The following is a 21823-nucleotide window of genomic DNA, read 5'->3' on the forward strand; positions in this document are numbered from 1 at the left end:
ATTAAATTAATGAGCCTGGGTGAAACGCCACCTTAAAGCCTGCTCCTGCAAGCTCTCCAAGGGTAAACGGCCTCCGGTACCTTCGCCCCCACAACTTGGTCAGCCTCGACCGGTACCGACGGTCGAGCCAGCACACCCTCACGGCTTAAGCTGTTGATCGAAAAGATTTTTCCGGCATGGTGAGGAAAATAGTGACTTATGCCTGCCCCTATTGCCGGAAATAGTGGCTTTTGCCTTCCATTTGGTAGCGTCCATCACACCCGGCATCGCCACGGCCCAACGGGCACGCCGGATTCGGTAGCGCCTTTTGCCTAACCACACACGAGGCCGCCTTCGGGCGGCCTCAGTCTTTGGGCTCGAACCGCAGGTTCTCGTTGCGGATCCACCCCCGCTCGCTGTGCCGGTCTTCGCACCAGCAGGCGCCGTGTTTGGGGTCTTCCCAGATCAGGCGGACGGTGTCGCCGGGCTGCACGGTGAGTTCGGCGCTGCAGTATTCGGCCGTGGCCTGGGGGCGGCCGGCGTTGGTGCTGATCAGGTCCAGGGGCACCCAGCCGGCGCTGAGCTGGCCGTCTTCGGCCCACACGTAGCCCGGGCGGTCCGGGTGGGCGTGCTGCACGAACACGGTGTCGCCCGGCTTGAGCGTGAGCGGGATCGCGTCGGGGCTTTCCTGCGGCGCGATGACCTGCGCGTTGATGGCCTTGAGCGTGGACATGGGTGGCGGACTCCGTGGCGTGCTCCCCCTGTCGGAGCCACGCCACAAGGATACGTTCTGGCGCCCGGCGCTGCATCCGTTTCTCGTCGCCCTGTGCTTAACTGACGCCATGATGGGCACGAGTGGATGGAATCGGGTGTGTTCGATGACGTGGCTCCGGGGGCTATTGCTGGCGTGCCTGCTGCTGGCCCCGGCCGCGTGGGCCAGCGAGGCCCGCGAAGCGGCCCTGGGGCAAGCCAGCGAGCTGTGGGCGCAGGGCGAATACGGCCGGGCCATCGCCGTCCTCGAACCTTTCGAGGCCGAGGCCGACCCGGAGCTGGATGCCATGCTGGCCAGCCTGCTGGTGATGCAGGCCATCGACGGACTTCGCCCGGAAGACGTGGCAAACGTGGACCTCGCGCGCGCCATCGCCCTGGCCGAGCGTGCCGCTGCCGCCGGCAGCCCGATGGCGCTCAACGAGCTGCACCTGATCCACCTCAACGGCTGGGGCGTGCCGGTGGACCTGGACAAGGCGCGCGATTTCCTCGAGCGTGCCGTGGCCGCCGGGGATGAAGGCGCGCGCACCAACTACGCCGCCAACCTGTTCGAAGGCAGCCAGCTCCTGCCGCGCGACCGCGACCGCGCCTGCGAGATCTTCAACGAGCTCCTCGACGTGGTGGATCCGCAGCCCTACGTCGCCTACTACCTGGGCCTGGCCCGCGTGCAGGGCGATTGCGGTTTCACCGCCGACCCGGGGCAGGGCATCGAACTGGTGCGGCTGGCGGCGGACCAGGGCCTGCGCTTCGCCGAATTCCAGATGGGCCTGGCCTACGAGGAGGGCGTCGGCGTCGAGCGCGACCTGGCGCAGGCCCTGGACTGGTTCCAGCGCGCCGCCGACCAGGGCGTGGCCCCGGCGCAGTGGCGCATCGGCATGAGCTTCGTGCGCGGCGAGGGCCGCGCCGTCGACCCGGCCCGGGCCGTCGCGTGGTTCAGCCGCGCTGCCGACGCCGGCCACGTCGATGGCCTGACCAGCCTGGCGGTGATGTACGCCACCGGCTCCGGGGTCGAAAAGGACACCGCCCGGGCGCTCTCGCTCTACCAGCAGGCCGTGGACGCCGGCGGCGTGCACGCCTACCGCAACCTCGCCGGCATGTACCTGGTGGGCGAGGGCGTCGAGGCCGACCCGGTGCAGGCCTGGCTGCACTACGAGATGGGCGTGGCCCTGGGCAACAAGGAAGAGGGCTGGCTGCGCGATGCCATCGAAGCCCGGCTCGAACCCGAGGCGCGCGCCCGCGCCGAGGCCGCGCTGGCCGAGTGGAAATCCGGCCAGTCGCGCTGAGCATTCCGTTGGTCTGCCCGCAGCGACCACCTGCCCGAAACCGCCGGAAAGTGTGAACTGGTTCACGGTTTCACGCGGTTTTCGGGCGCCCAATGACTCCCCGGACCCATCCGGAGGGACCGGCCCGTGATCCCCGTCTATATCGCCCAAACCGACCTCGACGCCCAGCTCGTGCAGGAACTGCTGGTGACGTCGGGCATCGCCGCGCACATCTTCGGGCCCAACGTGGCCGAGCCGGGCGAGACCGTCGCCACCACCCCGCAGATCCGCGTCGTGGTCGAGGACGCCGAGGCCGAGGAGGCCCGCCAGCTCGTGCAGGACTGGCAGACCGCACCCTCGCCCGAAGAGTTCGAGTTCGACGACGGCCTGCTCGATTCCAAGGCCTTCGACGAGATCGAAGAGCTCAGCTTCCAGCCCGGCGACCCGAACCTGCCGGCCTGAGGACTCCACGCAGCGGCCGGTCCGTGACCGGTTTGCTTGACTTGCCGGGCGGGCTAAAGTCGGGAAAACACCCCCGGAGCCGCCCATGCGATTGTTTTGCGCCGTCCTGCTTTCCCTCTCGATGGTTTCTGCGACTTTCGCCGCCGAGCCGAAGGTCGGGCCGAAGCTTCGCCTGAACCTGCAGGTGCTGGTTCCGGTGGATGCCGAAGGCCAGGCGGGAACGCCGCGGATCGGCGAAGAGCTGCCCGAAGAGGCGCAGGCCCTGGTCATCGAGCGCGTGGGAGCGCTGCGTTACGAGCCCGCCACCCGCGACGGCGCGCCAGTGCCCAGCGAGTTGTCGCTCTCGGTCCCGTTCACGGCACAGAACATCGACGGGACGGTGCACTACACCGTGGGCGAGGCCACGGCGGCGCCGATCATCAAGCAGATTCCGAACTATCCCGTCGAGGCCATTCGCGACGGCGCTGCCGCAGCCTTGGTCGTGCGGGTCGAAGTCGCCGCCGAGCCCGGTCCCGACCGGGTGAAGGCGGAGGTGGTGGCCAGCGAGTTCGCGTCGCGGCGGGCAAGCCGCTACAAGCGCCAGTTCGAGCAGGCCGCGATCCAGTCCCTGTCGGCCTGCTGCAGGCTCGTCGAAACCATCGACGGCCAGCCGCTTGGCCGGGTGGAATACGTGGCCATTTCCTACTCCACCACCTTCAACCGCGAACGCGTCGACGCCGAGGCGTTGAAGGCCAGCCATGCGGGCGAGGTCGTGGACCTGCCCGCGGGCCTGCGTCGCGCCAAGGTGGTTGAGTCCCCTGACGCCCCGAAAGCACCCGCCGGCTGACCGGCGCCGCCATGACCGAACTCGTCAGCGCCCTGCCGCCCGACGACCAGGCCGAACTCGAGCGCGCCCGCGTCCTGCTCGAGTCGCCGGGCCTGGCGGTGCAGCTGGCGAACGTGATCGGCACGCCCATCGAGAGCCTGATGCGTGGCCTGCCCGGGCCGGCCAGCCGGCTGGTGGACAAGGCCGCGCGCAAGGCGGTCGAGGTGGCCTTCGACGCCGCGCGCCGCACCCTGCGCGACGAGAACGCCGCGGCGCCCAGCCTGCGCCTGCACCAGGTGGCCGTGGCCGGTTCCGGCGCGGTGGGCGGCTTTTTCGGCCTGCCGGGCCTGCTGGTGGAGCTGCCGGTGACCACCACCACCATGCTGCGCTCGATCGCCGACATCGCCCGCAGCGAAGGTGCCGCGCCCGGCGAGCCGGACACGCGGCTCGACTGCCTGCAGGTGCTGGCCCTGGGTGGTACGCGCCCGGACGACGACGGTGCCGAGTCGGGCTACTTCGCCACGCGCGCCGCGCTGGCCCAGCAGGTCACCGCGGCCACGCGCTACGTGGCCAGCGGCGTCGGCACCGGCAGCGCGCCGGCCATCGTGCAGCTGGTCAATGGCATCGCCAGCCGTTTCTCCATCCCCGTCACGCAAAAGGCGCTGGCGCAGGCGGCGCCGCTGGTGGGCGCGGCCACCGGGGCCACGCTCAACCTCATTTTCATGCGGCACTTCCAGTCGGCCGCGCGCGGGCACTTCATCGTGCGCCGCCTCGAGCGCGTGCATGGCGAGGTCGCGGTGCGTGCGGCCTATGCCCGCCTGGCCGGGGCCGCCCGCAAACGCTGAGGCCGCTGCCGGCCGGCGCGCGCAGGCGTAAAGTTCGTCCTGACGCGTTCCCGGGAGTGTTGCCATGAATCCACGTGCCCTGATGCTGGCGGCTTTCGGCCTGGCGTCCCTGGCCGGCCCCGTCGCCGCCGAGTCGCTCTACAAATGCGAAGGGCCGGGCGGTGCGGTGAGCATCCAGTCCTCGCCCTGTCCGGCGGGCAGCACCCAGGTGTGGAAGCGCGACGCCACGCCCGAGCCGGGCCCGAGCGTGGAGGAGCTGGCCGCCCGCGCCGCCCTGGCCGAGGCCGAAGCCCGGCGCGCCGCCGAAGAGGCCCGCGCGGCCGAACAGGCGCGGCTGGCGGAAGTCGAGCGGCGCGAGCAGCTGGCCCGCCAGCGCGAGGCCGAGGCGCGCGGCGAGCGCCCGCCCACCAAGAGCGCCTGCACCCAGGCCCACGATTTTTCCGACGCCGCGCTGGCCAAGGAATTCCTGCGCCTGACGGAGACGCAGAAGGCCGACTTGCGCGCCTGGGTGGTGGCCCAGTGCGCCGACGTCTACGACTCCTGATCGGCTGAAGCCACGGCGGCGGCGCGGCGCTTTCGCAGGCCACGCGGCGCGTTTGTCCGGGCGACGGCCGCGGTGTCGGCGCGCTCGAATGGGGCCTCGCGAAGGAGGCCCGCATGTCCCGCATCCTGCTCATCGTTTCGGTGCTGGCGGTGGCCGGCACCGCCGGGTCCGGCCCGCAGCTGCGCAAGTGCGTCGCGCCGGGTGGCGCGGTCAGCTACCAGGACCAGCCCTGCGCGGCCGACGCCAGCGAAGCCTGGGCCCAGCCGGTGAAGGCGCTGCCGTCGCCGGTGCCCGCGCCGGCGGCCGCGCAGGCGGCCTCTTCGCGCCCCGCGAGCCCGCGCGCGAGCCCCGCCGCCCGCCTGCCGGCGGCCCGGCCGGATCCTCGCCGCGCGCGCTGCGAGCAGGCCCGCCGCGAGGCCAACGAACAGCGCGACCGGCTCTGGAACAAGCTCAGCTTCGCCGAGCGCTCCGAACTCGACGCCCGGGTGGCCCGTGCCTGCGCACGCGAGGGCTGAACCGGCCCCGGCCGGGGCCGGCCCGCACGCTCCCCGCCGGGTGCCGGGGCGGCGACAATACGCGCATGCACGCTTCCTCGAACCTGCGCGGCATCGTCGCGATGCTGCTGGCCGTCGGCCTGTTCTCGCTGATGGACGGCGGCCTCAAGCACCTCGCCGGCCACTACCCGCCGATGCAGGTGGCGGCCCTGCGCGGGCTGTCGGGCGTGCCCCTGGTCACGGCCTGGGTGCTGGCCACGGGCGCGGCGGCCGGGCTGCTCAAGGTGCGCTGGTCGCTGCACCTGCTGCGCGCGGCGCTGTCGATCCTGATGCTCTCGAGCTTTGCGTTCGCGCTCAAGGGCATGCCGATGACCAGCGCCTACTCCATCTTCTTCGTGGCGCCGCTGCTGATCACCGCGCTGTCGGTGCCCATGCTGGGCGAGACGGTGGGCCCGCGGCGCTGGGCCGCCATTTTCGTTGGCCTGCTCGGCGTGCTGGTGGTGCTGCGCCCCACGGGCGAGGGCGTATTCGGCTGGGCCGGCCTGGCGGTGGTGGCGGCGGCCGCGGGCTATTCGCTCTCGGCCATCCTGGTGCGGGTGATGCATCGCACCGACAGCGCGCAGTCGATGGTGTTCTGGATGCTGGTGATGACGGCCGTCGGCGCGGGCCTGCTGGCCCTGCCGAACTGGGTGCCGCTGCGTGCGGCCGATGCCTGGGTGATCGCCGGCGTGGGCGTCACCGGTTTCCTGGGCCAGGTGGCGATCACCGAGGCCTTCCGCTCGGGCGAGGCCTCGGTGGTGGCGCCGTTCGAATACAGCGCGCTGGCCTGGGGCCTGGGCCTGGACCTGCTGATCTGGGGCGTGCTGCCCGACGGCTGGACCTTCGCCGGCGCCGGCATCATCGTCGCCAGCGGCCTTTACATGGTCCATCGCGAGCGGGTGCGTGCGCGGCCGCCGGCCGACTGAGTCGCCGCGCCAGCGGTTATGCTTGCGGCCATGCGTTCCCCTCGGAAACCCGGCATGAGCCCGCGCCTGATCCTGTTGCTCCCTGTTTGCCTGCTGGCTGCCTGCGGCGGCGAAGCCCCGCCGGCCGAAGCGCCGGCGGAAGACGTCGCCGAAACCGTAGTGGTCAGCGGCACCGACTGGAGCCGCTGCCGCGTGGCCGGCCTGGCCCTGCCGGTTGGCGCGCGCCTGTTCGTCATCGACGGCGGCGAGCCGGTGCCCGGCGCCGAGCCGGGGCGCGAATCCATCCGGCGCGTGGAAGTGATGGTGCCGGGCCCGGTGGCCCTGCTGATGACCGCGCCCGACGCCACCGCCTGGCACGTGCGCCCGTCGCAGGAAACCGAGGTCCGCGCCGTGGTCGCGCTCGGCGATGCGCCCCAGCGCATCACCGGCCAGCGCCTGGGCCCGCACCAGCGCGCCGCTTCGGCGGCGATGGGCGACGCCTGCGCCGGCTACCTGCTCGCCGATGGCGCGGGCGAGTCGCTGGACGAGGCCACCGACGAGATCTTCGGCAAGCCGCACGACGCCATCTACCGGCTGCGCGTGGGCAGCGCCGTGATCGGCGGCACCGAGCCGGTGTCCGACCGCCCGGTGGGCCAGTAAGCGGTGGCTCCCGTGTTTGGCCTGGTGGGTTTCGACGGCGACGACACGCTCTGGCACAGCGAAGGTTATTTCCGCGCCGCGCACGCCGAGTTCGAGGCCATCGTCGGCAAGTACGTCGACCTGGCCGACGCCGGCCTTCACGAAAAACTGCTGGCCACCGAGCAGCGCAACATCAAGCTCTTCGGCTACGGCGCCAAGGGCATGACCCTGTCGATGGTGGAAACGGCCATCGCGCTGACCGGCGAGCGCATCGGCGCCGCCGACATCCACCGCATCGTGGGCCTGGGCAAGGCCATCCTCGAGCATCCGGTCGAGTTGCTGCCCGGCATCCGCCCCGCGGTCGAGGCGGTGGCGCGCGAGCACCCGGTGGTGCTGGTGACCAAGGGCGACCTGTTCCACCAGGAAGCCAAGGTCCGCGCCTGCGGGCTGGCCGACCTGTTCCGGCGCATCGAGATCGTGTCGGAAAAGAACGCGAGCACCTATGCCCGCGTGCTGGGCGAATTCTCGATGGCACCGTCGCGCTTCGTGATGGTGGGCAATTCGCTGCGCTCGGACATCGAGCCGGTGCTGCGCCTGGGCGGCTGGGGCGTTTACATGCCCTACCACGTCACCTGGGCGCACGAGATGGAGCACGGCATCGAACCGGGCCACGCGCCGCGCATGGCCAGCGTCGAGGTGCCGGCGCAGATCCCCGGGGCCTTGTCCGAGCTGCGGGCCCGCGTCGCGGGTTGAACGGGCGCGGGCTTGCCATCCGGCGGCCACCGCTCCAGTCTTGGCGGCATGGAACAAGCCGCGCTATCGGACAACGGCGCGCAGGTGAAGTGGCTGCAGCGTTCGGCGCTGGCCGCGGCGCTGGTCGTGGCGGCCATCGGCATCGCGGCCCTGGCGGGCTGGCTCTTCGACCTGCCCGTCCTGCGCAGCGTCATTCCCGGCCACGTCGCCATGAAGGCCAACACCGCCGTGGGCATGGTCCTGGCGGCCGCCGCATTGGCGGCCTGCGTGCGGCCGGATTGGATGCCGCTGCGGATCTCGGGTCCGGCCTCGATTGCGGTTGCGCTGCTGGGTGCGGGCACGCTGTTCCAGGTCGTGACCGGCGTCGAACTCGGCATCGACACGCTGCTGTTCGACGATCCCGAGGCGCTGCGCACGGGTCGTGCGCCCGGCCGCATGTCCGAGCTGACGTCGGCATCGTTCGTGCTGGTCGGGGTGATCGGCATGATGGCCTGCAAGCGCATCGGCGCCTGGCTGGGCCAGGCGCTGGCCCTGGTGATGCTGGTGCTCGGTCTGTTCGCGCTCAGCGCCTACGGCTACGCCATGGGCACGGAATCCGGCCAGGTCGCCTTCACGCCGCTGGGCATCAACACGGCGCTCTGCGTTTTCCTGCTGGCGCTGGGCTGGCTGGCTTCGCAGCCGGGCAGCGGACTGGCCCGCGTCCTTGCCAATCCTGGCCTCGGCGGCGAGCTGGCGCGCCGCACGCTGGCCCCGGCGCTGGTGGCCCCGGTGATCGTGGCCTTCGCAGCCCAGGTTTCCCTCGCCGAGGGCTGGTTGTCGGTCGGCGCCACCATCACCTGGATGGCGGTGGCCTCGGGCCTGTTCGTCGCCGGCCTGGTCTGGTGGGGCGCGAACCTGCTCGATCGGCTCGAGCGCGAGCGCGAACACAGTCGCCGGCTGGAGGCCAGCGCCCACACCGACGAGCTCACCGGCGTGGGCAACCGTCGCGCCTTCGACGAGGCGCTGGCCGCGCTGCTGGCGCGTCGCGCCAAGGGCGGCTCGGACCTGTGCCTGCTGATGATCGACCTGGACCACTTCAAGCGTTACAACGACAGCCATGGCCACCTGGCCGGCGACCAGGCCCTGCGCCTGGCCGGCGCCCTGCTGCGAGCCGCCCTGCGTCCGGGCGACATCGCGGCACGCTACGGTGGCGAGGAGTTCGCGGTGCTGCTTCCCGGCGTCGATGCCGAGCGCGCCGCGATGGTGGCCGAACGGCTATGCCGCGACTTCCGCATCGCCGACTGGCCCTACGAACCGGTCACCATCAGCGTCGGGGTGGCCGAAGCCGCGCCGGGGGAGACGCCGCAGTCACTGGTATCGCGCGCCGACGCCGCGCTTTACGAGGCCAAGGCCTCGGGGCGCGACCGCGCCGCCGTGGCTCAGTCGGGCAGCGCGTAACCCAGGCCGAGGATGATGCTGGTGCGGCGGTCGTCGTCCACCAGCGGGCTGTCGGTGATTTCCGACGGCAGGAAGGTGTGGCCCACGCGAGCGAACAGCTGCCAGCGCTTGCCGAGCGGCCGCGTGGCCAACACCGAGATCTCCGGCAACAGCGCGGCGTCGCCGGCGTAGGCCGGACGGCCCGGCAGGGCCTCGGCATCGCGCACGCCGTAGTAGTAATCCACCAGGTCGGCGCTCTGCCAGCGCAGCGAAACCGTGGGCAGGATGCGCCACTGGCCGGCTGGTACGTAGCCGGTCCACGAGGCATCGACTTCCTGGCCGCCGCTGCGGTCGAGCAGGTCGGTGGCGGCCGAAAGCTCGAACTGGCCGACGCGCGGCACGCGCCAGGACAGCGCGACGCCGCCATCGAGCGAGAAGCGGCGGTCGTCCATGCCGGCCAGGAAGGGCGAATCGGCGGCCTCGTAGCCGTCGCCGCGCGCCTGCAGGAACACGCTGGTCTCGAAGGTGTCGCCCTCGGTCAGCCGGAACCCGCCGCGCAGGCCGCGCAGGTAGGCGCGCTCGCCCTCGAAGCGCACCAGCGGCACCACCAGCAGGTCTTCGTCGAGCTGGCGGTAGGGCGCGTCGCGCTCGATCGCGATCAGGCCGAGCGTCCAGCGCGGCTGCCCGTCCGACTGCGCGTCGGTGGCCTGGGCGTGGGCCAGCGGGGCCGCGAGCAGCGCGGCGAGCAGGGGCAGGGCGGTCTTCATGCATCACTCCGGTTCGACGGCGGCGCCACTGTCGGCGAGCCTCCGTCGAACCGGCGTGATTGTCCAGCCGCTCAGGGCAGCTTGAACACCACCGGCACCAGCCCATAGGCAGGCACGGCGCGCCCATCGCGCTGGGCCGGGTGGAAGCGCCACTGCGCCAGCACCTGGTCGCGCGCCGCGCGGTCGAGTTCGCGGTGGCCGCTGCTGCGTTCGATCACGACTTCCACCGGGCGGCCGGTGGCGTCCACCAGCACCCGCAGCGTCACCGTGCCCTCGAGGCCGGCGCGCGCGGCGATGCGCGGGTAGCGCGGCGGCGGCGCGACGTCGTAGGCGAGGGTGGCCAGCGAGGGCTCGCCCGGGTCGAAGCTGGTCTCCTCCGGGCCGGTGTCGCTGGCCGGCGGCGAGAAGATCTCGCCCTGCTCGAACACCGGCGCGTCGGAGGCCGCGGGCGTCGGCGTCGTCGTGATGCGGATGGGCGTGTTCACCGGCCGCGGGTCCGGCTGGGGCAGTCGCTCGGGCGGCGCCACGGTGACCGGGATGTCGCGGGGCGGCACCGGTTCGTAGACCACCACCGTCGTCTCCGGCCGGCGCTCCGCCAGCGGCGGCGACCAGCTCAAAGGCAGGGCGAGCAGGCCGAGCACGACCACGTGCACGGCGATGGCGAGGCTGTTGCCGGCGATGCGCGTGGCATCCAGGCGCGACCAGGGCGAGTCGGACGACGGGTGGGGCAGGGTGCGGACCATGGGACACCTCCTTCGCTGGGCTGGGGCAAGGTCTGGAACGTTCCTGCACGGCCGCCGGGGTTGGGCTGGCGCCGTCCGTCGATGGCTCCACCCTGCCGTCATGCCGGCTGCACGGGCAAGGGGTAGGATCGCGAATATGAAGACACGCACGTTTCCCGGTTCGCTGCTGTTCATGCTGGCGCTCGCCCTGGTCCTGGCCGGCTGTGGCCGCGGGGGCGGCGAGGCCGCGCAGGATCCGGCGCCCGCGCCGCCGGAGGTCGTGATGGCGCCCGATGACGGCGAGGATTTCGAACTGGCCTGGCAAGGCGTGCTGCCCTGCGCAGACTGCGAGGGCATCCAGACCCGCCTGAGCCTGCGCCGCGAGGCCGACGAGGCGGTGTTCGAGCTCCGGGAAACCTACCTCGGCCCTGCACAGGGCAACGAGTTCACCACCACCGGCCACTGGCGGCTCGAAGTGGCCGGGGAGCCCGGTGCGCCGGCGGTCTACCGCCTGGGCCCCGAGGGCGGTGCGCTCGGCTTTGCGCTGCAGCCCGATGGCAGCCTTCAGCTGCTGGACGCCGACGGCGAGCCGCCGGACCCGCCGCTGGCCTTCCGCCTGCACCGGCTCTGAGCATTTCGACACGATTCACCCGGCTGGGGCAGAATCGGCCCGTCCCACACCAACGGAGGGCCGCCATGAAGCCCCTGTTCAAGACCGTGCTGCTTTCCCTCGGCCTGGCCCTGTCGGCCGGCGCCCACGCCATCGTCGACGAATTCGCCATCGGCTTCAGCCCGCGCACCGGCGACACCTGGGTCGATGCCCGGCTGGGCGACATCAACGTCTTCGCCCGCGGCAACACCGACGGCTTCATCGACGACGTGGTGGTGAGCTACGGCGCGCCGCGCTACCTGGTGCGCGAGTACTACTACGACCGCCGCTGGGCCCCGGGCGACATCTACTACGCCTGCGCGCTGGCCTACCAGCTGGGGCGCCCGTGCCTGGACGTGCTGCGCATCTACGAGCGCGACCACGGCCAGGGCTGGGGCGCGATCGCCAAGCGCCTGGGCATCAAGCCCGGTTCGGCCGAGTTCCATGCGCTCAAGGGCGGCGTGGGCAAGGGCCACGAGCGCATGCGCGGCCGCGGCGGCCCGAAGGCCGCCGGCGGCCCCCCGCAGGGTGGTCGCGACGCCGGTCCGCCCTCGTCCCGCGGCGGCGGCCCCGGCAAGGGCGCCGGCGACAAGGGCAAGGGCGACAAGGGCAAGGGCCGCGGCAACGGCGGCTGAGCCCTCAGCGCGCGGTGTAGCCGCCGTCGATGGCCAGCTCGGCGCCGGTGACGAACTTCGATTCGTCCGAGGCCAGGTAGACCACGCCCCAGGCGATGTCGTCCACGTCGCCCATGTGGCCCAGCGGGTGCAGTTCGCCCACGGCCTTGCGCGCCGCCGCGATGTCGGTGGCGCCGCTGGCCTTGAGGTGGTTCTCCACCATCGGCGTCCAGATGTAGCCCGGGTGCACCGAGTTCACCCGGATGCGGTCGGCGGCGTAGCACAGCGCGTCGGTCTTGCTCATCAGCCGCACCGCGCCCTTGGAGGCGTGGTAGGCCGGGATGTCGGGCGCGCCGACCAGGCCGTAGATGGACGAGAGGTTGATGATGCTGCCGTGGCCGGCGCGCTTCATGTGCGGGATGGCGTGCTTGCAGCAGAACATCACGCCCTTGACGTTCACCGCCTGCACCTTGTCCCACTCTTCCTCGGTGATCTCGTGGGTGAGCTTGGTCGAGCCGGAGATGCCGGCGTTGTTGACCAGTACGTGCAGGCCGCCGAACTCGGCCGCGGCCTCGTCGATGGCCTTTTTCACCTGGGCCTCGTTGCTCACGTCCACGTGCCAGTAGCGGGCGCGCGCGCCCTTGGCGCGCAGCGCGGCGGCGATGGCCTCGCCCTCGGTGTCGTGCAGGTCGAACAGGGCGACGGCGCCGCCTTCCTCGGCCAGGCGCTCGGCGCAGGCGCGGCCGATGCCGAGCGAGGCGCCGGTGACGATGCAGGCCTTTCCTTTCACGCGATCCATGGTCGTTCTCCGTGGCTGGGAAGCTCCAGTCTGCCTCGTTCCCGCGGCGGCGTTTTGACGCAAGTCAGGGCGGCGAAAGCTGGTCGAGCAGCCGCGCCGCCTTGGCGGCCTGCTGCACGCTGCGGCGCAGGTCGCTGAAGCTGCGCAGCAGCGCGTCCATGCCCGCGATGGGCAGCCGGCCATCGGCACCCGCGGCCAGCAGGGCGGCCTTGAGCGCCTCGTAGCCTGCGTCGAAGCGTTCGGCCTGCTGCGGGGCCAGGGGCGCGAACGGCGACTGGGACGGGTCGAGCTGCACGAGCAGGTCGTCGGCTTCGCGGGCAAGGTCGGTGATGCGCAGGCGCAGGCTGCCATCGGCCAGCGCCGCCAGCGCCTGGCGCCCGGCGCCGATGCCGGCGCCGCGTTCGTGGCAGTTGTCGTAGTAGTGCTGCACGCGCAGCAGGCTGGCCAGCGCCTGCGCCGTGCTCTCCGACATCGAGGCCCGCGACAGCCCGGCCACGAAGTCCTGGATCGCCCGGCCCAGGCGCTCGTAGCCGGCATCGCCGGGCGTCGCCGCCCCGCCCAGCAGCCCGGCCAGCGCGCCGCGCGCCCGCGCGATCGCCTTGCGCCCGAGCCGGTAGGTTTCCCGGCGCAGGGCATCGACGGCCAGGGAGGGGACCGAGGCGACGTTCTGGTCCAGGTAGCGCGGCTGGCCCTCGGCTTCGTCCACGGCGCGGAAGCGCTGGCGCAGCTGGGCCGCCATGCGGTCGGCCAGCGGCCACATCAGCGCCACGCCCAGCACGTTGAACACGCTGTGGAAGAGCGCCAGGCCGGTGGCGGGGGAATCCTCCAGGTCGAGCAGGTCGCCCAGCAGGTCCACGCCGTCGAGCAGCCAGGGCAGCAGCACCAGCGCCACCGCCGCGGTGAGCACGTTGAACAGAACGTGCGCGGCGGCGGCGCGCTTGGCGTTGGGCGTGGCGCCGATGGCCGCCAGCACCGCGGTGACCGAAGTGCCGATGTTCGCGCCGATGACCATCGCGGCGGCGTCGGTGAACGACAGCGAGCCGGTGTGCGCCAATGTCAGCGTCACCGCCAGCGAGGCGCTGGAGGACTGCATGAGGATGGTGAGCAGGGCGCCGGCCAGCACGTAGGCCGGCACTTCCAGCCAGCCGCCGGCCAGGGCCGGAAGCGCCAGCGAGGTGCCGTCGATGGCGAAGGCTTCCTGCAGGAAGGCGATGCCCAGGAACAGCACGCCGAAGCCGGTCAGCGCCGTGCCGATGGCGGCGCGCCGGGTGTCGGCGCCGGTCAGGCGCAGGGCCATGCCCAGGCCGATCAGCGGCAGGGCGGCGGCGTCGACGTTGATCTTGAAGCCCACCAGGGCGACCAGCCAGCCGGTCATGGTGGTGCCGACGTTGGCGCCGAACAGCACCCACAGCGACTGCGAGAAGGTCAGCAGGCCGGCGTTGACGAAGCCGATCGCCGCCACCGTCACCGCGCTCGAGGACTGCACCACGGCGGTGACCGTGATGCCCGAGAGCAGGCCGCGCAGCCGGGTCTGGGTGGACGAACTCAGCAGGCGCCCCAGCGCCGGGCCCGCGGCCTGCTTGAGGCCGTCGGTCATCAGCAGCATGCCCAGCAGGAACAGGCCCAACCCGCCCAGCAATGCCCCGACGCCGATGCCTTCGATCATCGCCCCGCTTCCCCGTCCGTTCCGGCCCGATGATAGCCCCGTCGTGCGGCCACGCCGCCGGCTCGGGTATCCTGCGCGCCCTTGTTCGGGTGAGCGCACATGCCGGGCCCAGGCCACGATCCCCACGCGCACAGGCTGTCGGTCGCGCCGATGATGGACTGGACCGACCGGCACTGCCGCGTCTTCCACCGCCTCCTCGCGCCGCACGCGCGCCTGTACACCGAGATGGTGCACGCGCAGGCGGTCATCCACGGCGACCGCGAGCGCCTGCTGGGCTTCGACCCGGTCGAGCACCCGGTGGCGCTGCAGCTGGGCGGCTCCGACCCGGCGCACCTGGCCCAGGCCACCCGCATCGGCGCCGACTGGGGCTACGACGAGGTCAACCTCAACGTCGGCTGCCCGTCCGACCGCGTGCAGGCCGGGCGCTTCGGCGCCTGCCTGATGAAGGAGCCCGCGCTGGTGGCCGACTGCGTGGCCGCGATGATCGCCGCCGCGCCGGCCCGGGTGCCGGTGACGGTGAAATGCCGGCTGGGCGTGGACGAGATGGAGGACTACGACGTCTTCCGCGCCTTCATCGACGCGGTCGCGGCCGCGGGCTGCGGCGTGTTCGTGGTGCATGCCCGCAAGGCCTGGCTGCAGGGCCTGAGCCCGAAGGAGAACCGCGAGATCCCGCCGCTGCGCTACGAATGGGTGCACCGCCTCAAGCGCGAGCGGTCCGACCTGGTGGTGTCGATCAACGGTGGCCTGGCCACGGTCGAGGACGTGCTGGAACACGCGCGCGGCCTCGATGGCGCCATGATCGGCCGCGCCGCCTACCACGAGCCCTATCGCCTGCACCTGATGGACCGCGCGCTGTTCGAGCCGGCGCGCGAACCCGAGGACCGTGCGGTTCTGCTGCGCAAGCTGCGGCCCTACGTCGAGGATTGCCTCGCGCGCGGCGTCGCGCTCAAGCACATCAGCCGCCACTTGCTGGGCCTGTTCCACGGCCAGCCGGGCGGCCGCCTGTTCCGGCAGGTGCTCAGCGAGGGCGCGCCGCGCGTCGGCGCCGGTTGGGAGCTGGTGGAACGCGCGCTGGCCGAAACCCGGCGCGATCCGGAAAGGACCGCGCCGTGATCACCCGCGACAGCCAGGCCTTCCTCGCCTTCGCGCGCACGCTGGCGCCGGATTTCGGCCCGGCCTGCGCGCGCGCCGCCTTCCTGGTGGCGCCGGAGGGCTTCGCGCTGGCGGCCGAGTCGGCCAGCGACAACGCCTACATGGACCTGTCGGTGGCCGTGGACCCGGCGCGCGCGCTGGCCCAGCACCGCGCCCTGCAGGCCGCGCTCTCGGAAGACCTGCCGGTGGTGTGTTTCCCCGGCGACCCGGCCGCGCCCGACGGCCTGTTCCCGAACAACGTCTTCGCCACCGCACCCGGGCGGCTGCTGGTGGGCCGCATGCGCCACCCGGTGCGCCAGCGCGAGGCCGAACGCGCCGACATCCGCGGCTTCTTCACCGGCCTGCTGGGCTACCGCGAGATCGACCTGCGCCAGTCGCCGGGCGTGTGCGAGCTCACCGGTTCGGTGGTCGTGGACCGCGCCCGCGGCATCGCCTTCGCCGGCCTGGGCGAACGCTGCGACGAGGCCGGCGCCGCCGCCCTGCACGCGGCCCTGGGCCTGCGCGCCACCCTGCTGTTCGACCTGGCGCCGGGGGAGTACCACGCCAACGTAGTGATGAGCGTGCTGGCCGGGCGCGCCCTGGTCATCGCGCCCTCGGGCTTCGCCGACCCGGCCGTGCCGGCGGCGCTGGCGGCGCTTTACGCCCCGGCCGTGGTGGAGCTTTCGCCGGCCCAGAAGCAGGCCTTCGCGGGCAACTGCATCGCCTTGTGCGACCAGCGCGTGCGCATCAGCCAGGCCGGTGCCGACGCGCTCGCCCCGGCCCAGCACGAGGTGCTGGCCGCGGCCGGGCTGGCCCTGGCCCCGGTTGCGCTGGACGAGATCGAGAAAGCCGGTGGCTCACTGCGCTGCTGCGTGGCCGAAATCTACTGAGCGCTGAACCCTTTTTAGCGTAAGTTATTGATGTGGTTAGGGTTCAGACCGGATTCACCGCCCCGGCAACAGACTCTGCCCCACGCCCGGCTAGCCGGTCCCCCCACTCGGAGCTAGTATCCCGCCGATGCTGAACGCCGTTCGCCACCTCCTGCTGCTCGCCGCCGTCGCGGTCGCGCTGCCCGTGCACGCTGAAGAGGCGCGCCAGCGTCGCGCCGAGGCCAGCGAGCGCATCCGCGAGGTCGAGCGCGATGGCGGCCGCGTGCTGCGCGCCGAGCGCGTGCAGCGCGGCGGCGAGGAAACCTACCGCCTCAAGGTGCTCACGCCCGAAGGCCGCGTGCGCGTGCTGCATGGCGACGACGCCCGCGAGTCGCGCGATGCCGGCCGCTTCGAGCGCCGCGGCCTGCAGGGTCGCGAGCGCATGCGCCGCCCCGAACCGCGCCCGGCCGATGCCGGCCGCGGCGAACCCGCCCCCGATCCCGGCCGTCGCGACCGCGACGACTGACCCGATCCACCGGCCCCGGAAGGGCCGTTCCCCGCCGAAAGGAGACGCCATGCGAGTACTGCTGGTCGAGGATGAAGCCCCCCTCCGTGAAACCCTTGCCGCGCGCCTGAAGCGCGAAGGCTTCGCGGTCGATACCGCCGCCGACGGCGAGGAAGGCCTGTACCACGGCAAGGAAGTGCCGTTCGACATCGCCGTGATCGACCTGGGCCTGCCGAAGATGTCCGGCATGGACCTGGTCAAGGCGCTGCGCGAGGCCGGCCAGAAGTTCCCCATCCTCATCCTGACCGCGCGCTCGAGCTGGCAGGACAAGGTCGAAGGCCTCAAGTCCGGCGCCGACGACTACCTGGTCAAGCCCTTCCACGTCGAGGAGCTGCTGGCGCGCATGAACGCGCTGCTGCGCCGCGCCGCGGGCTGGTCCAAGCCCACGCTCGACTGCGGCCCGGTTCGCCTGGACCTCTCGGCCCAGACCGTCAGCGTCAACGGCGCCAACGTCGACCTGACCAGCTACGAGTACAAGGTGCTCGAGTACCTGATGCTGCACGCAGGCGAGCTGGTCTCGAAGGCCGACCTCACCGAGCACATCTACCAGCAGGACTTCGACCGCGACTCGAACGTGCTCGAGGTCTTCATCGGCCGCCTGCGCAAGAAGCTCGACCCGGAAGGCGAGATCAAGCCGATCGAAACCGTCCGCGGCCGCGGCTACCGCTTCGCCATCCCGCGCGACGAGTAAACCGGCGTGCGCTGGCGCACGCTGTCGCTGCAGGCCCGGCAGATGCTGGCGGCCAGCCTCGCGCTGGTCGCCTTCCTGGGCCTGACCGGCTACGCGCTCGACCGCGCCTTCGTCGAAACCGCGCAAAACGCCCTGCGCGAGCGCCTGGCCAACCTGGCCAACGCCTACATCCAGGAAAGCGAGATCGACCGCGCCGGCGGCTTCATTTCGCCTGACATCCCGCCCGACACCCGCCTGCTGCAGCCCGGCAGCGGCCTGTACGCCAACGTGCGAGGCGACCGCCTGAGCTGGGACTCGGCCTCCACGCTGGGCCGCTCGCTGCCCCCGGTGGAACTGCTCGGGCCCAACCAGCGCCGCTTCGAAGGGCCGTTGCGCATCGTCGACGCCTACGGCATGGAAAACCGGGTCTACGCCTACTCGATCGGCGTGGTCTGGGAGTCGGCCGTCGGCGACCTGCCGATGACGCTGAGCGTGTTCGAGGACGCGATGCAGATCCAGGACCAGGTCAACGTCTTCCGGCGCGCGCTCTGGGGCTACCTGGCGATGGCGGCGCTGCTGCTGCTGGGCGTGCAGATCCTGGTGCTGCGCTGGAGCCTGCTGCCGCTGCGCAACGTCGAACGCGAACTCTCGCGCGTGCGCCAGGGCCTGAGCCAGCGCCTGTCGGGGCGCCACCCGCGCGAGCTCGAGTCGATCACCGAGTCGATCAACAGCCTGATCGAGAGCGAACGCAGCCACCTCGAGCGCAGCCGCAACACGCTCTCCGACCTGGCGCACAGCCTCAAGACGCCGCTGGCGGTGCTGCGTTCGCGCCTCGACGCCGACGCCGGCCACGCCGAGCTGCGCGAAGAGGTGGCGGCGCAGGTGCAGCGCATGAACGAGATCGTCTCCTACCAGCTCTCGCGCGCCGCCCGCAGCGGCCATGCGCTGTATTCGGCGCCGCTGCCGATCGAGCCGCGCGCGGAGGAAATCGTCGCGGGCCTCGAGAAGGTCTACGCGGCCAAGGGCGTGCTGTGCGAGTTCGAGATCGACCCGGCCGCGCGTTTCCACGGCGAGCTGGGCGACCTGCAGGAGCTGCTGGGCAACCTGCTCGAGAACGCCTTCAAGTGGGCGCGCGGTCGCGTGCTGCTCACCGTCACCGTCGAGCCGGCGCCGGGCAACCGCCGCGCCGGCGTGAACTTCGTGGTCGACGACGACGGCCCGGGCATCCCGCCCGACAAGATCGAACACGTGCTCCAGCGCGGCGTGCGTGGCGACGAGCGCGTGCAGGGCCACGGCATCGGCCTGTCGATCGTGCAGGACATCGTGGCCGCCTACCGCGGCGAGCTGCAGGTGGATCGTTCGCCGGAACTCGGCGGCGCCCGGTTCGCGGCGCGTTTCCCGCCGGCTTACTGAGCCGGGATCGGCGAATCGCCGTACAGGCGCCGCAGGTGCGCCGCCACGGCGGGCATTTCGCTGGCCAGCAGGGCCGGGTCGGAGAAGTGGTACTCGCTGGCGACGGCGAAGAATTCCTCGGGCGCCTCGGCGGCATACGGGTCGATGGGCGTTTCCTCGCCGGCGTCCACGCGCGCCACGAAGGCTTCGTAGGCCGCCTGGAAATCGCGCGCCCATTCGCGCTGCCAGGCCGCGGGCAGCGGCGGCGTGCCGTCCATCGCGCCGTCGAGCGCATCGAGCTTGTGCGCCATCTCGTGCACCACCAGCTGGTAGCCGCCCTCGGGCTCGGCCAGGTCGGCCTGCACGTCGTCCCAGCTCAGCACCAGCGGGCCCTGCTCCCAGGCTTCGCCGGCCAGTTCGTCCACCCACTCCTCGACCACGCCGGTGTCCTCGTCGTGGTGGCGGCGATGCACGCGAAAGGCACCCGGATAGACCAGCACCTGGTGCCAACCGCGCAGGCCCTCGGCGCCGAACTCCAGCAGCGGCAGGCAGGCCAGGCCGGCCAGCTGCAGGCGCTGGGCTTCGTCGAGGGAAAGGCCCTGCAGGGGCGTGATGGTTTTTTCGGCGAGGAAGCGCGCCACCAGCGCCTCGAATTTCTGGCGCCGCACCGGTTCGAGGCGGGCCAGGAAGGGCAGGGCGCGGGCCAGCGATGAACGCTGGGCGTCGGTGAGGGCGGGGGGCGCGAAGGCTTCGCGCAGGCGGCGGAACAGCGGGCTCATGCCCGCAGGGTGCGGGCGCCGGGGCGCGGGGGCAAGGCCCCGGTCAGCGGATCATGCCGGGCAGCAGCGAATTCCAGCGCGGGGTGGCGCGGCCGGTGCTGCCGTTGCGCGGACGCACCGGGGCGGTGCCGCCAGCGCCGGGCGCGGGCTCGTCGGTGCTGCGGGCGTCGTTCTTCTCGGCTGCGTCGGCGGCCGCCTTGGTGCACGACTGCGAGGCCGATTCGGTGGCCACCACCGGTTCGCTGGCGGCCGCGCCGGCGGCCCAGATCAGCAGGCAGGAAGCGAGCAGGAGTCGTTGCATGGTAGCCAGCCTCGGTGACGGACACCCATGGGATGCGCCAGGGCACCCGAGGGTTGCAGCCGATTCTACGCGCACCGGCGCCGGGCGCCACGCCCATTTTTGCGGCGTTGCAGCATGGCGTATGCGCCCGGTTCGGGCAGACTCCGGCGGCACATGAATGCCGCCAGCCTGTCCTTTCCCCGCCCGCTTATCCGTGGCCCCGCGCTCCGCCGCGCGCTGATCGCCGGCGCCCGCCGGGTCATCGCCCAGCGCGAGGCGCTGAACAAGATCAATGTCTTCCCGGTGCCCGACGGCGACACCGGCAGCAACCTCGCCTTCACCCTCGGTGGCGTGCTGGCCGGCGCGCTCAGCCGCCGCAGCCAGGGCGCGGGCGAACTGCTGCGCCGGGTGGGCGAGGACGCCGTGGATGGCGCGCGCGGCAATTCCGGCGCCATCCTCGCGCAGTTCTTCACCGGCGTGGCCGAGGCCGCGGGCACCGCCCGGGCGCTCGAGCCGACCAAACTGGCCGAGGCGGTGCGCGCCGGCGCGCATTCGGCCCGCCAGGCTCTGAGCGAGCCGCGTGAGGGCACCATCCTGAGCGTCATCAGCGCTTTCGCCGAGGGCCTCGAGCACCGCCCCGACGGCGACCTCGGCGCCTGGTTCCGCCAGGCACTCGAGCGCAGCCGCAAGGCGCTGGCCGCCACGCCCACCCAGCTGGCCGTGCTGGCCAAGGCCGGCGTGGTCGATGCCGGCGCCCAGGGTTTCGTCGACCTGCTCGAAGGCATCCACGAATTCATCGCCTCCGGCGCCGTCGATGCCGCCGGTGTCGCCGACGACCTCACCGGCGACCTCGAGGCCGCCGAAGCCCACGGCGAAATGGCCGACGCCGACCCCGAGCACCGCTGGTGCAGCGAGTGCCTGCTGATCGGCGAGGGCCTGGACCGCGCCGGCCTGCGCGCCGCGGTGGGCGAGCTCGGATCGTCCTGCGTGGTGATCGCCGGCAGCCACTCGCGGCTGCGCCTGCACGCGCACGTGGCCGACCCGGGCAAGCTGTTCGAAGTGGCGGCGCGCTTCGGCCGCGTCGAGGGCCCCAAGGCCGACGACATGCACGCCCAGGCCCGCGCCGCCGCGGGTGCCGCGGCCGTGGCGGTGATCACCGACAGCGCCGCCGACCTGCCCGACGAGCTGATGACCCGCTTCAACATCCACATGGTGCCGGTGCGGGTGAATTTCGGCGACGAGGACTACCTCGACAAGGTGGGCCTGTCGACGCGCGAGTTCTACCGCAAGCTGCGCACCGAGCTGGTGCTGCCCAAGACCAGCCAGCCGGCGCCGGGCGATTTCCGCCGACAGTTCGAATTCCTGCTCTCGCACCACCGCGAGATGGTCTACGTAGGCATCTCGCGCGCGGTGTCGGGCACGCTGCAGTCGGCCGAGACGGCCGTGCAGCGCGGCCACCCCGACCGCAGCCACGTGTTCGATTCGGGCAACGCCTCCGGCGGCGAGGGCCTGCTGGCCCTGCGCGCGGCCGAGATGGCCGCCGATGGCGCCGGCGTCGCGGCGATCCTGGCCGAGCTGGCGCGGCTCAAGCCGCTGACGATGACCTGGGCGCTGGCGCGCGACATCAGCCACGCCGTGCGCGGCGGCCGCATCCCGGCCTGGGCCAAGCCGCTGGTCGAGTGGCTGGGCCTGACGCCGATGGCGGCGGTCAAGCCCACCGGCAAGCTCGGCGTGGTCGGCGGCCTGTTCGGCAAGTCGCGCCAGCCCGAGCGCTTCGCGGCCTACGTCGCCAAGCGCGTGCCGCGCGGCCCGCGCTACCGGCTCGTGGTGGGCCACTGCGACGCGCCGGAAGATGGCGAGCGCCTGCTGGCGGCCCTGCGCGGGCGCCTCGACCTGGCCGACAGCTGGCTGGTGGAGACCGGCTCGGCGATCGGCGCGCATGCCGGCCCGGGCGCGCTGGTGGTGTCGCTCCAGCCCGCGGACTGACGCCCGCGCGGGCGTGGCCCATA

The 21823-nt window shown here is 72.3% G+C and carries 25 protein-coding genes; 18 read left to right on the forward strand and 7 right to left on the reverse strand.

The window, feature by feature from the left end; all coding sequences use genetic code 11:
• Positions 1-343: 343 nt before the first annotated feature.
• Positions 344-712: a hypothetical protein gene (locus ABS41_RS03530; protein ID WP_290590654.1), complete on the reverse strand. Its 369-nt coding sequence runs from the start codon at positions 710-712 to the stop codon at positions 344-346.
• A 145-nt stretch (positions 713-857) separates the two neighbouring features.
• Between ABS41_RS03530 and ABS41_RS03535 the strand changes: the two genes are divergently transcribed.
• The 10 genes from ABS41_RS03535 to ABS41_RS03580 all read left to right on the forward strand — a co-directional run bounded on the left by ABS41_RS03535 (position 858) and on the right by ABS41_RS03580 (position 8932).
• Positions 858-2030, forward strand: coding sequence for a hypothetical protein (locus ABS41_RS03535; protein ID WP_290590658.1), 1173 nt, complete (start codon positions 858-860; stop codon positions 2028-2030).
• A 126-nt stretch (positions 2031-2156) separates the two neighbouring features.
• Positions 2157-2471 (forward strand): hypothetical protein, encoded by a 315-nt coding sequence (locus tag ABS41_RS03540; protein ID WP_290590661.1) that lies wholly within the window; start codon positions 2157-2159, stop codon positions 2469-2471.
• 85 nt (positions 2472-2556) lie between these two features.
• Entirely contained in the window at positions 2557-3297 is a 741-nt protein-coding gene (locus ABS41_RS03545) for a hypothetical protein (protein WP_290590665.1), read from the forward strand.
• Between the two features lie 11 nt (positions 3298-3308).
• Positions 3309-4121: an EcsC family protein gene (locus tag ABS41_RS03550; protein WP_290590668.1), complete on the forward strand. Its 813-nt coding sequence runs from the start codon at positions 3309-3311 to the stop codon at positions 4119-4121.
• Between the two features lie 64 nt (positions 4122-4185).
• Positions 4186-4665 carry a hypothetical protein gene (locus tag ABS41_RS03555; RefSeq protein WP_290590671.1) on the forward strand — a complete coding sequence of 160 codons (480 nt, stop codon included), beginning with the start codon at positions 4186-4188 and terminating at the stop codon, positions 4663-4665.
• A gap of 113 nt (positions 4666-4778) precedes the next feature.
• A complete protein-coding gene (locus ABS41_RS03560) occupies positions 4779-5180 on the forward strand; it encodes a hypothetical protein (protein ID WP_290590675.1) in 402 nt (133 codons plus the stop codon).
• 65 nt (positions 5181-5245) lie between these two features.
• Complete coding sequence (locus tag ABS41_RS03565; RefSeq protein ID WP_290590678.1) at positions 5246-6124, forward strand: DMT family transporter; 879 nt, start codon at positions 5246-5248, stop codon at positions 6122-6124.
• A 54-nt stretch (positions 6125-6178) separates the two neighbouring features.
• Positions 6179-6763: a hypothetical protein gene (locus tag ABS41_RS03570; RefSeq protein WP_290590681.1), complete on the forward strand. Its 585-nt coding sequence runs from the start codon at positions 6179-6181 to the stop codon at positions 6761-6763.
• Positions 6764-6775: 12 nt separating this feature from the next.
• Positions 6776-7495, forward strand: a complete 720-nt coding sequence (locus tag ABS41_RS03575; RefSeq protein ID WP_290590684.1) for an HAD family hydrolase — start codon at positions 6776-6778, stop codon at positions 7493-7495.
• 48 nt (positions 7496-7543) lie between these two features.
• Complete coding sequence (locus tag ABS41_RS03580; RefSeq protein WP_290590689.1) at positions 7544-8932, forward strand: GGDEF domain-containing protein; 1389 nt, start codon at positions 7544-7546, stop codon at positions 8930-8932.
• On the opposite strand, the gene ABS41_RS03585 is transcribed toward ABS41_RS03580, so the two are convergent.
• Together ABS41_RS03585 and ABS41_RS03590 are read right to left on the reverse strand one after the other, a co-directional pair.
• Complete coding sequence (locus ABS41_RS03585; RefSeq protein WP_290590691.1) at positions 8914-9678, reverse strand: MipA/OmpV family protein; 765 nt, start codon at positions 9676-9678, stop codon at positions 8914-8916. The genes ABS41_RS03580 and ABS41_RS03585 overlap by 19 nt on opposite strands.
• 71 nt (positions 9679-9749) lie before the next feature.
• Complete coding sequence (locus ABS41_RS03590; protein ID WP_290590693.1) at positions 9750-10421, reverse strand: energy transducer TonB; 672 nt, start codon at positions 10419-10421, stop codon at positions 9750-9752.
• 136 nt (positions 10422-10557) lie between these two features.
• Here ABS41_RS03590 and ABS41_RS03595 point away from each other — a divergent pair, with 136 nt between their 5' ends.
• Together ABS41_RS03595 and ABS41_RS03600 are read left to right on the forward strand one after the other, a co-directional pair.
• On the forward strand, positions 10558-11031 hold the full coding sequence (locus ABS41_RS03595; RefSeq protein ID WP_290590700.1) for a copper resistance protein NlpE: 474 nt from the start codon (positions 10558-10560) through the stop codon (positions 11029-11031).
• A gap of 65 nt (positions 11032-11096) precedes the next feature.
• Positions 11097-11684 (forward strand): hypothetical protein, encoded by a 588-nt coding sequence (locus tag ABS41_RS03600; protein ID WP_290590703.1) that lies wholly within the window; start codon positions 11097-11099, stop codon positions 11682-11684.
• A gap of 4 nt (positions 11685-11688) precedes the next feature.
• Here the strand turns inward: ABS41_RS03600 and ABS41_RS03605 are convergent, their stop codons facing one another.
• Positions 11689-12462 carry a glucose 1-dehydrogenase gene (locus tag ABS41_RS03605; protein ID WP_290590706.1) on the reverse strand — a complete coding sequence of 258 codons (774 nt, stop codon included), beginning with the start codon at positions 12460-12462 and terminating at the stop codon, positions 11689-11691.
• A gap of 64 nt (positions 12463-12526) precedes the next feature.
• Positions 12527-14128 (reverse strand): Na/Pi symporter, encoded by a 1602-nt coding sequence (locus ABS41_RS03610; RefSeq protein ID WP_290590709.1) that lies wholly within the window; start codon positions 14126-14128, stop codon positions 12527-12529.
• 99 nt (positions 14129-14227) lie between these two features.
• Here ABS41_RS03610 and dusA point away from each other — a divergent pair, with 99 nt between their 5' ends.
• From dusA to ABS41_RS03635, 5 genes are all read left to right on the forward strand, one after another.
• Positions 14228-15241, forward strand: coding sequence for a tRNA dihydrouridine(20/20a) synthase DusA (dusA, locus tag ABS41_RS03615; RefSeq protein ID WP_290590713.1), 1014 nt, complete (start codon positions 14228-14230; stop codon positions 15239-15241).
• A complete protein-coding gene (locus ABS41_RS03620) occupies positions 15238-16149 on the forward strand; it encodes an arginine deiminase-related protein (protein ID WP_290590716.1) in 912 nt (303 codons plus the stop codon). Before dusA ends, ABS41_RS03620 begins: the two co-directional genes overlap by 4 nt.
• A 127-nt stretch (positions 16150-16276) precedes the next feature.
• A complete protein-coding gene (locus tag ABS41_RS03625; protein ID WP_290590719.1) occupies positions 16277-16654 on the forward strand; it encodes a hypothetical protein in 378 nt (125 codons plus the stop codon).
• A gap of 49 nt (positions 16655-16703) precedes the next feature.
• Complete coding sequence (locus ABS41_RS03630) at positions 16704-17384, forward strand: response regulator transcription factor (RefSeq protein WP_290590722.1); 681 nt, start codon at positions 16704-16706, stop codon at positions 17382-17384.
• 42 nt (positions 17385-17426) lie between these two features.
• Positions 17427-18776 (forward strand): ATP-binding protein, encoded by a 1350-nt coding sequence (locus ABS41_RS03635; protein ID WP_290590894.1) that lies wholly within the window; start codon positions 17427-17429, stop codon positions 18774-18776.
• On the opposite strand, the gene ABS41_RS03640 is transcribed toward ABS41_RS03635, so the two are convergent.
• Entirely contained in the window at positions 18770-19534 is a 765-nt protein-coding gene (locus ABS41_RS03640; protein ID WP_290590725.1) for a M90 family metallopeptidase, read from the reverse strand. The two genes, ABS41_RS03635 and ABS41_RS03640, sit on opposite strands and share 7 nt — an antisense overlap.
• A 43-nt stretch (positions 19535-19577) precedes the next feature.
• A complete protein-coding gene (locus tag ABS41_RS03645; protein ID WP_290590728.1) occupies positions 19578-19835 on the reverse strand; it encodes a hypothetical protein in 258 nt (85 codons plus the stop codon).
• Between the two features lie 153 nt (positions 19836-19988).
• Between ABS41_RS03645 and ABS41_RS03650 the strand changes: the two genes are divergently transcribed.
• Positions 19989-21800 (forward strand): DegV family protein, encoded by a 1812-nt coding sequence (locus ABS41_RS03650; protein ID WP_290590731.1) that lies wholly within the window; start codon positions 19989-19991, stop codon positions 21798-21800.
• Positions 21801-21823: the final 23 nt, after the last annotated feature.

The sequence above is a fragment of the Arenimonas sp. SCN 70-307 genome (genome assembly GCF_001724815.1).
GTDB lineage: Bacteria > Pseudomonadota > Gammaproteobacteria > Xanthomonadales > Xanthomonadaceae > Arenimonas.

Excerpts from the sequence above, each read along its gene's own strand:
- ABS41_RS03530 (WP_290590654.1), bottom strand. The coding sequence starts at position 712 with ATGTCCACGCTCAAGGCCATCAACGCGCAGGTCATCGCGCCGCAGGAA.
- ABS41_RS03590 (WP_290590693.1), bottom strand. The coding sequence starts at position 10,421 with ATGGTCCGCACCCTGCCCCACCCGTCGTCCGACTCGCCCTGGTCGCGC.
- ABS41_RS03545 (WP_290590665.1), top strand. The coding sequence starts at position 2,557 with ATGCGATTGTTTTGCGCCGTCCTGCTTTCCCTCTCGATGGTTTCTGCG.
- ABS41_RS03610 (WP_290590709.1), bottom strand. The coding sequence starts at position 14,128 with ATGATCGAAGGCATCGGCGTCGGGGCATTGCTGGGCGGGTTGGGCCTG.
- ABS41_RS03640 (WP_290590725.1), bottom strand. The coding sequence starts at position 19,534 with ATGAGCCCGCTGTTCCGCCGCCTGCGCGAAGCCTTCGCGCCCCCCGCC.
- ABS41_RS03645 (WP_290590728.1), bottom strand. The coding sequence starts at position 19,835 with ATGCAACGACTCCTGCTCGCTTCCTGCCTGCTGATCTGGGCCGCCGGC.
- ABS41_RS03570 (WP_290590681.1), top strand. The coding sequence starts at position 6,179 with ATGAGCCCGCGCCTGATCCTGTTGCTCCCTGTTTGCCTGCTGGCTGCC.
- ABS41_RS03555 (WP_290590671.1), top strand. The coding sequence starts at position 4,186 with ATGAATCCACGTGCCCTGATGCTGGCGGCTTTCGGCCTGGCGTCCCTG.
- ABS41_RS03585 (WP_290590691.1), bottom strand. The coding sequence starts at position 9,678 with ATGAAGACCGCCCTGCCCCTGCTCGCCGCGCTGCTCGCGGCCCCGCTG.
- dusA (WP_290590713.1), top strand. The coding sequence starts at position 14,228 with ATGCCGGGCCCAGGCCACGATCCCCACGCGCACAGGCTGTCGGTCGCG.
- ABS41_RS03625 (WP_290590719.1), top strand. The coding sequence starts at position 16,277 with ATGCTGAACGCCGTTCGCCACCTCCTGCTGCTCGCCGCCGTCGCGGTC.
- ABS41_RS03565 (WP_290590678.1), top strand. The coding sequence starts at position 5,246 with ATGCACGCTTCCTCGAACCTGCGCGGCATCGTCGCGATGCTGCTGGCC.
- ABS41_RS03600 (WP_290590703.1), top strand. The coding sequence starts at position 11,097 with ATGAAGCCCCTGTTCAAGACCGTGCTGCTTTCCCTCGGCCTGGCCCTG.
- ABS41_RS03535 (WP_290590658.1), top strand. The coding sequence starts at position 858 with ATGACGTGGCTCCGGGGGCTATTGCTGGCGTGCCTGCTGCTGGCCCCG.
- ABS41_RS03650 (WP_290590731.1), top strand. The coding sequence starts at position 19,989 with ATGAATGCCGCCAGCCTGTCCTTTCCCCGCCCGCTTATCCGTGGCCCC.
- ABS41_RS03635 (WP_290590894.1), top strand. The coding sequence starts at position 17,427 with ATGCTGGCGGCCAGCCTCGCGCTGGTCGCCTTCCTGGGCCTGACCGGC.
- ABS41_RS03630 (WP_290590722.1), top strand. The coding sequence starts at position 16,704 with ATGCGAGTACTGCTGGTCGAGGATGAAGCCCCCCTCCGTGAAACCCTT.
- ABS41_RS03605 (WP_290590706.1), bottom strand. The coding sequence starts at position 12,462 with ATGGATCGCGTGAAAGGAAAGGCCTGCATCGTCACCGGCGCCTCGCTC.
- ABS41_RS03595 (WP_290590700.1), top strand. The coding sequence starts at position 10,558 with ATGAAGACACGCACGTTTCCCGGTTCGCTGCTGTTCATGCTGGCGCTC.
- ABS41_RS03550 (WP_290590668.1), top strand. The coding sequence starts at position 3,309 with ATGACCGAACTCGTCAGCGCCCTGCCGCCCGACGACCAGGCCGAACTC.
- ABS41_RS03560 (WP_290590675.1), top strand. The coding sequence starts at position 4,779 with ATGTCCCGCATCCTGCTCATCGTTTCGGTGCTGGCGGTGGCCGGCACC.
- ABS41_RS03580 (WP_290590689.1), top strand. The coding sequence starts at position 7,544 with ATGGAACAAGCCGCGCTATCGGACAACGGCGCGCAGGTGAAGTGGCTG.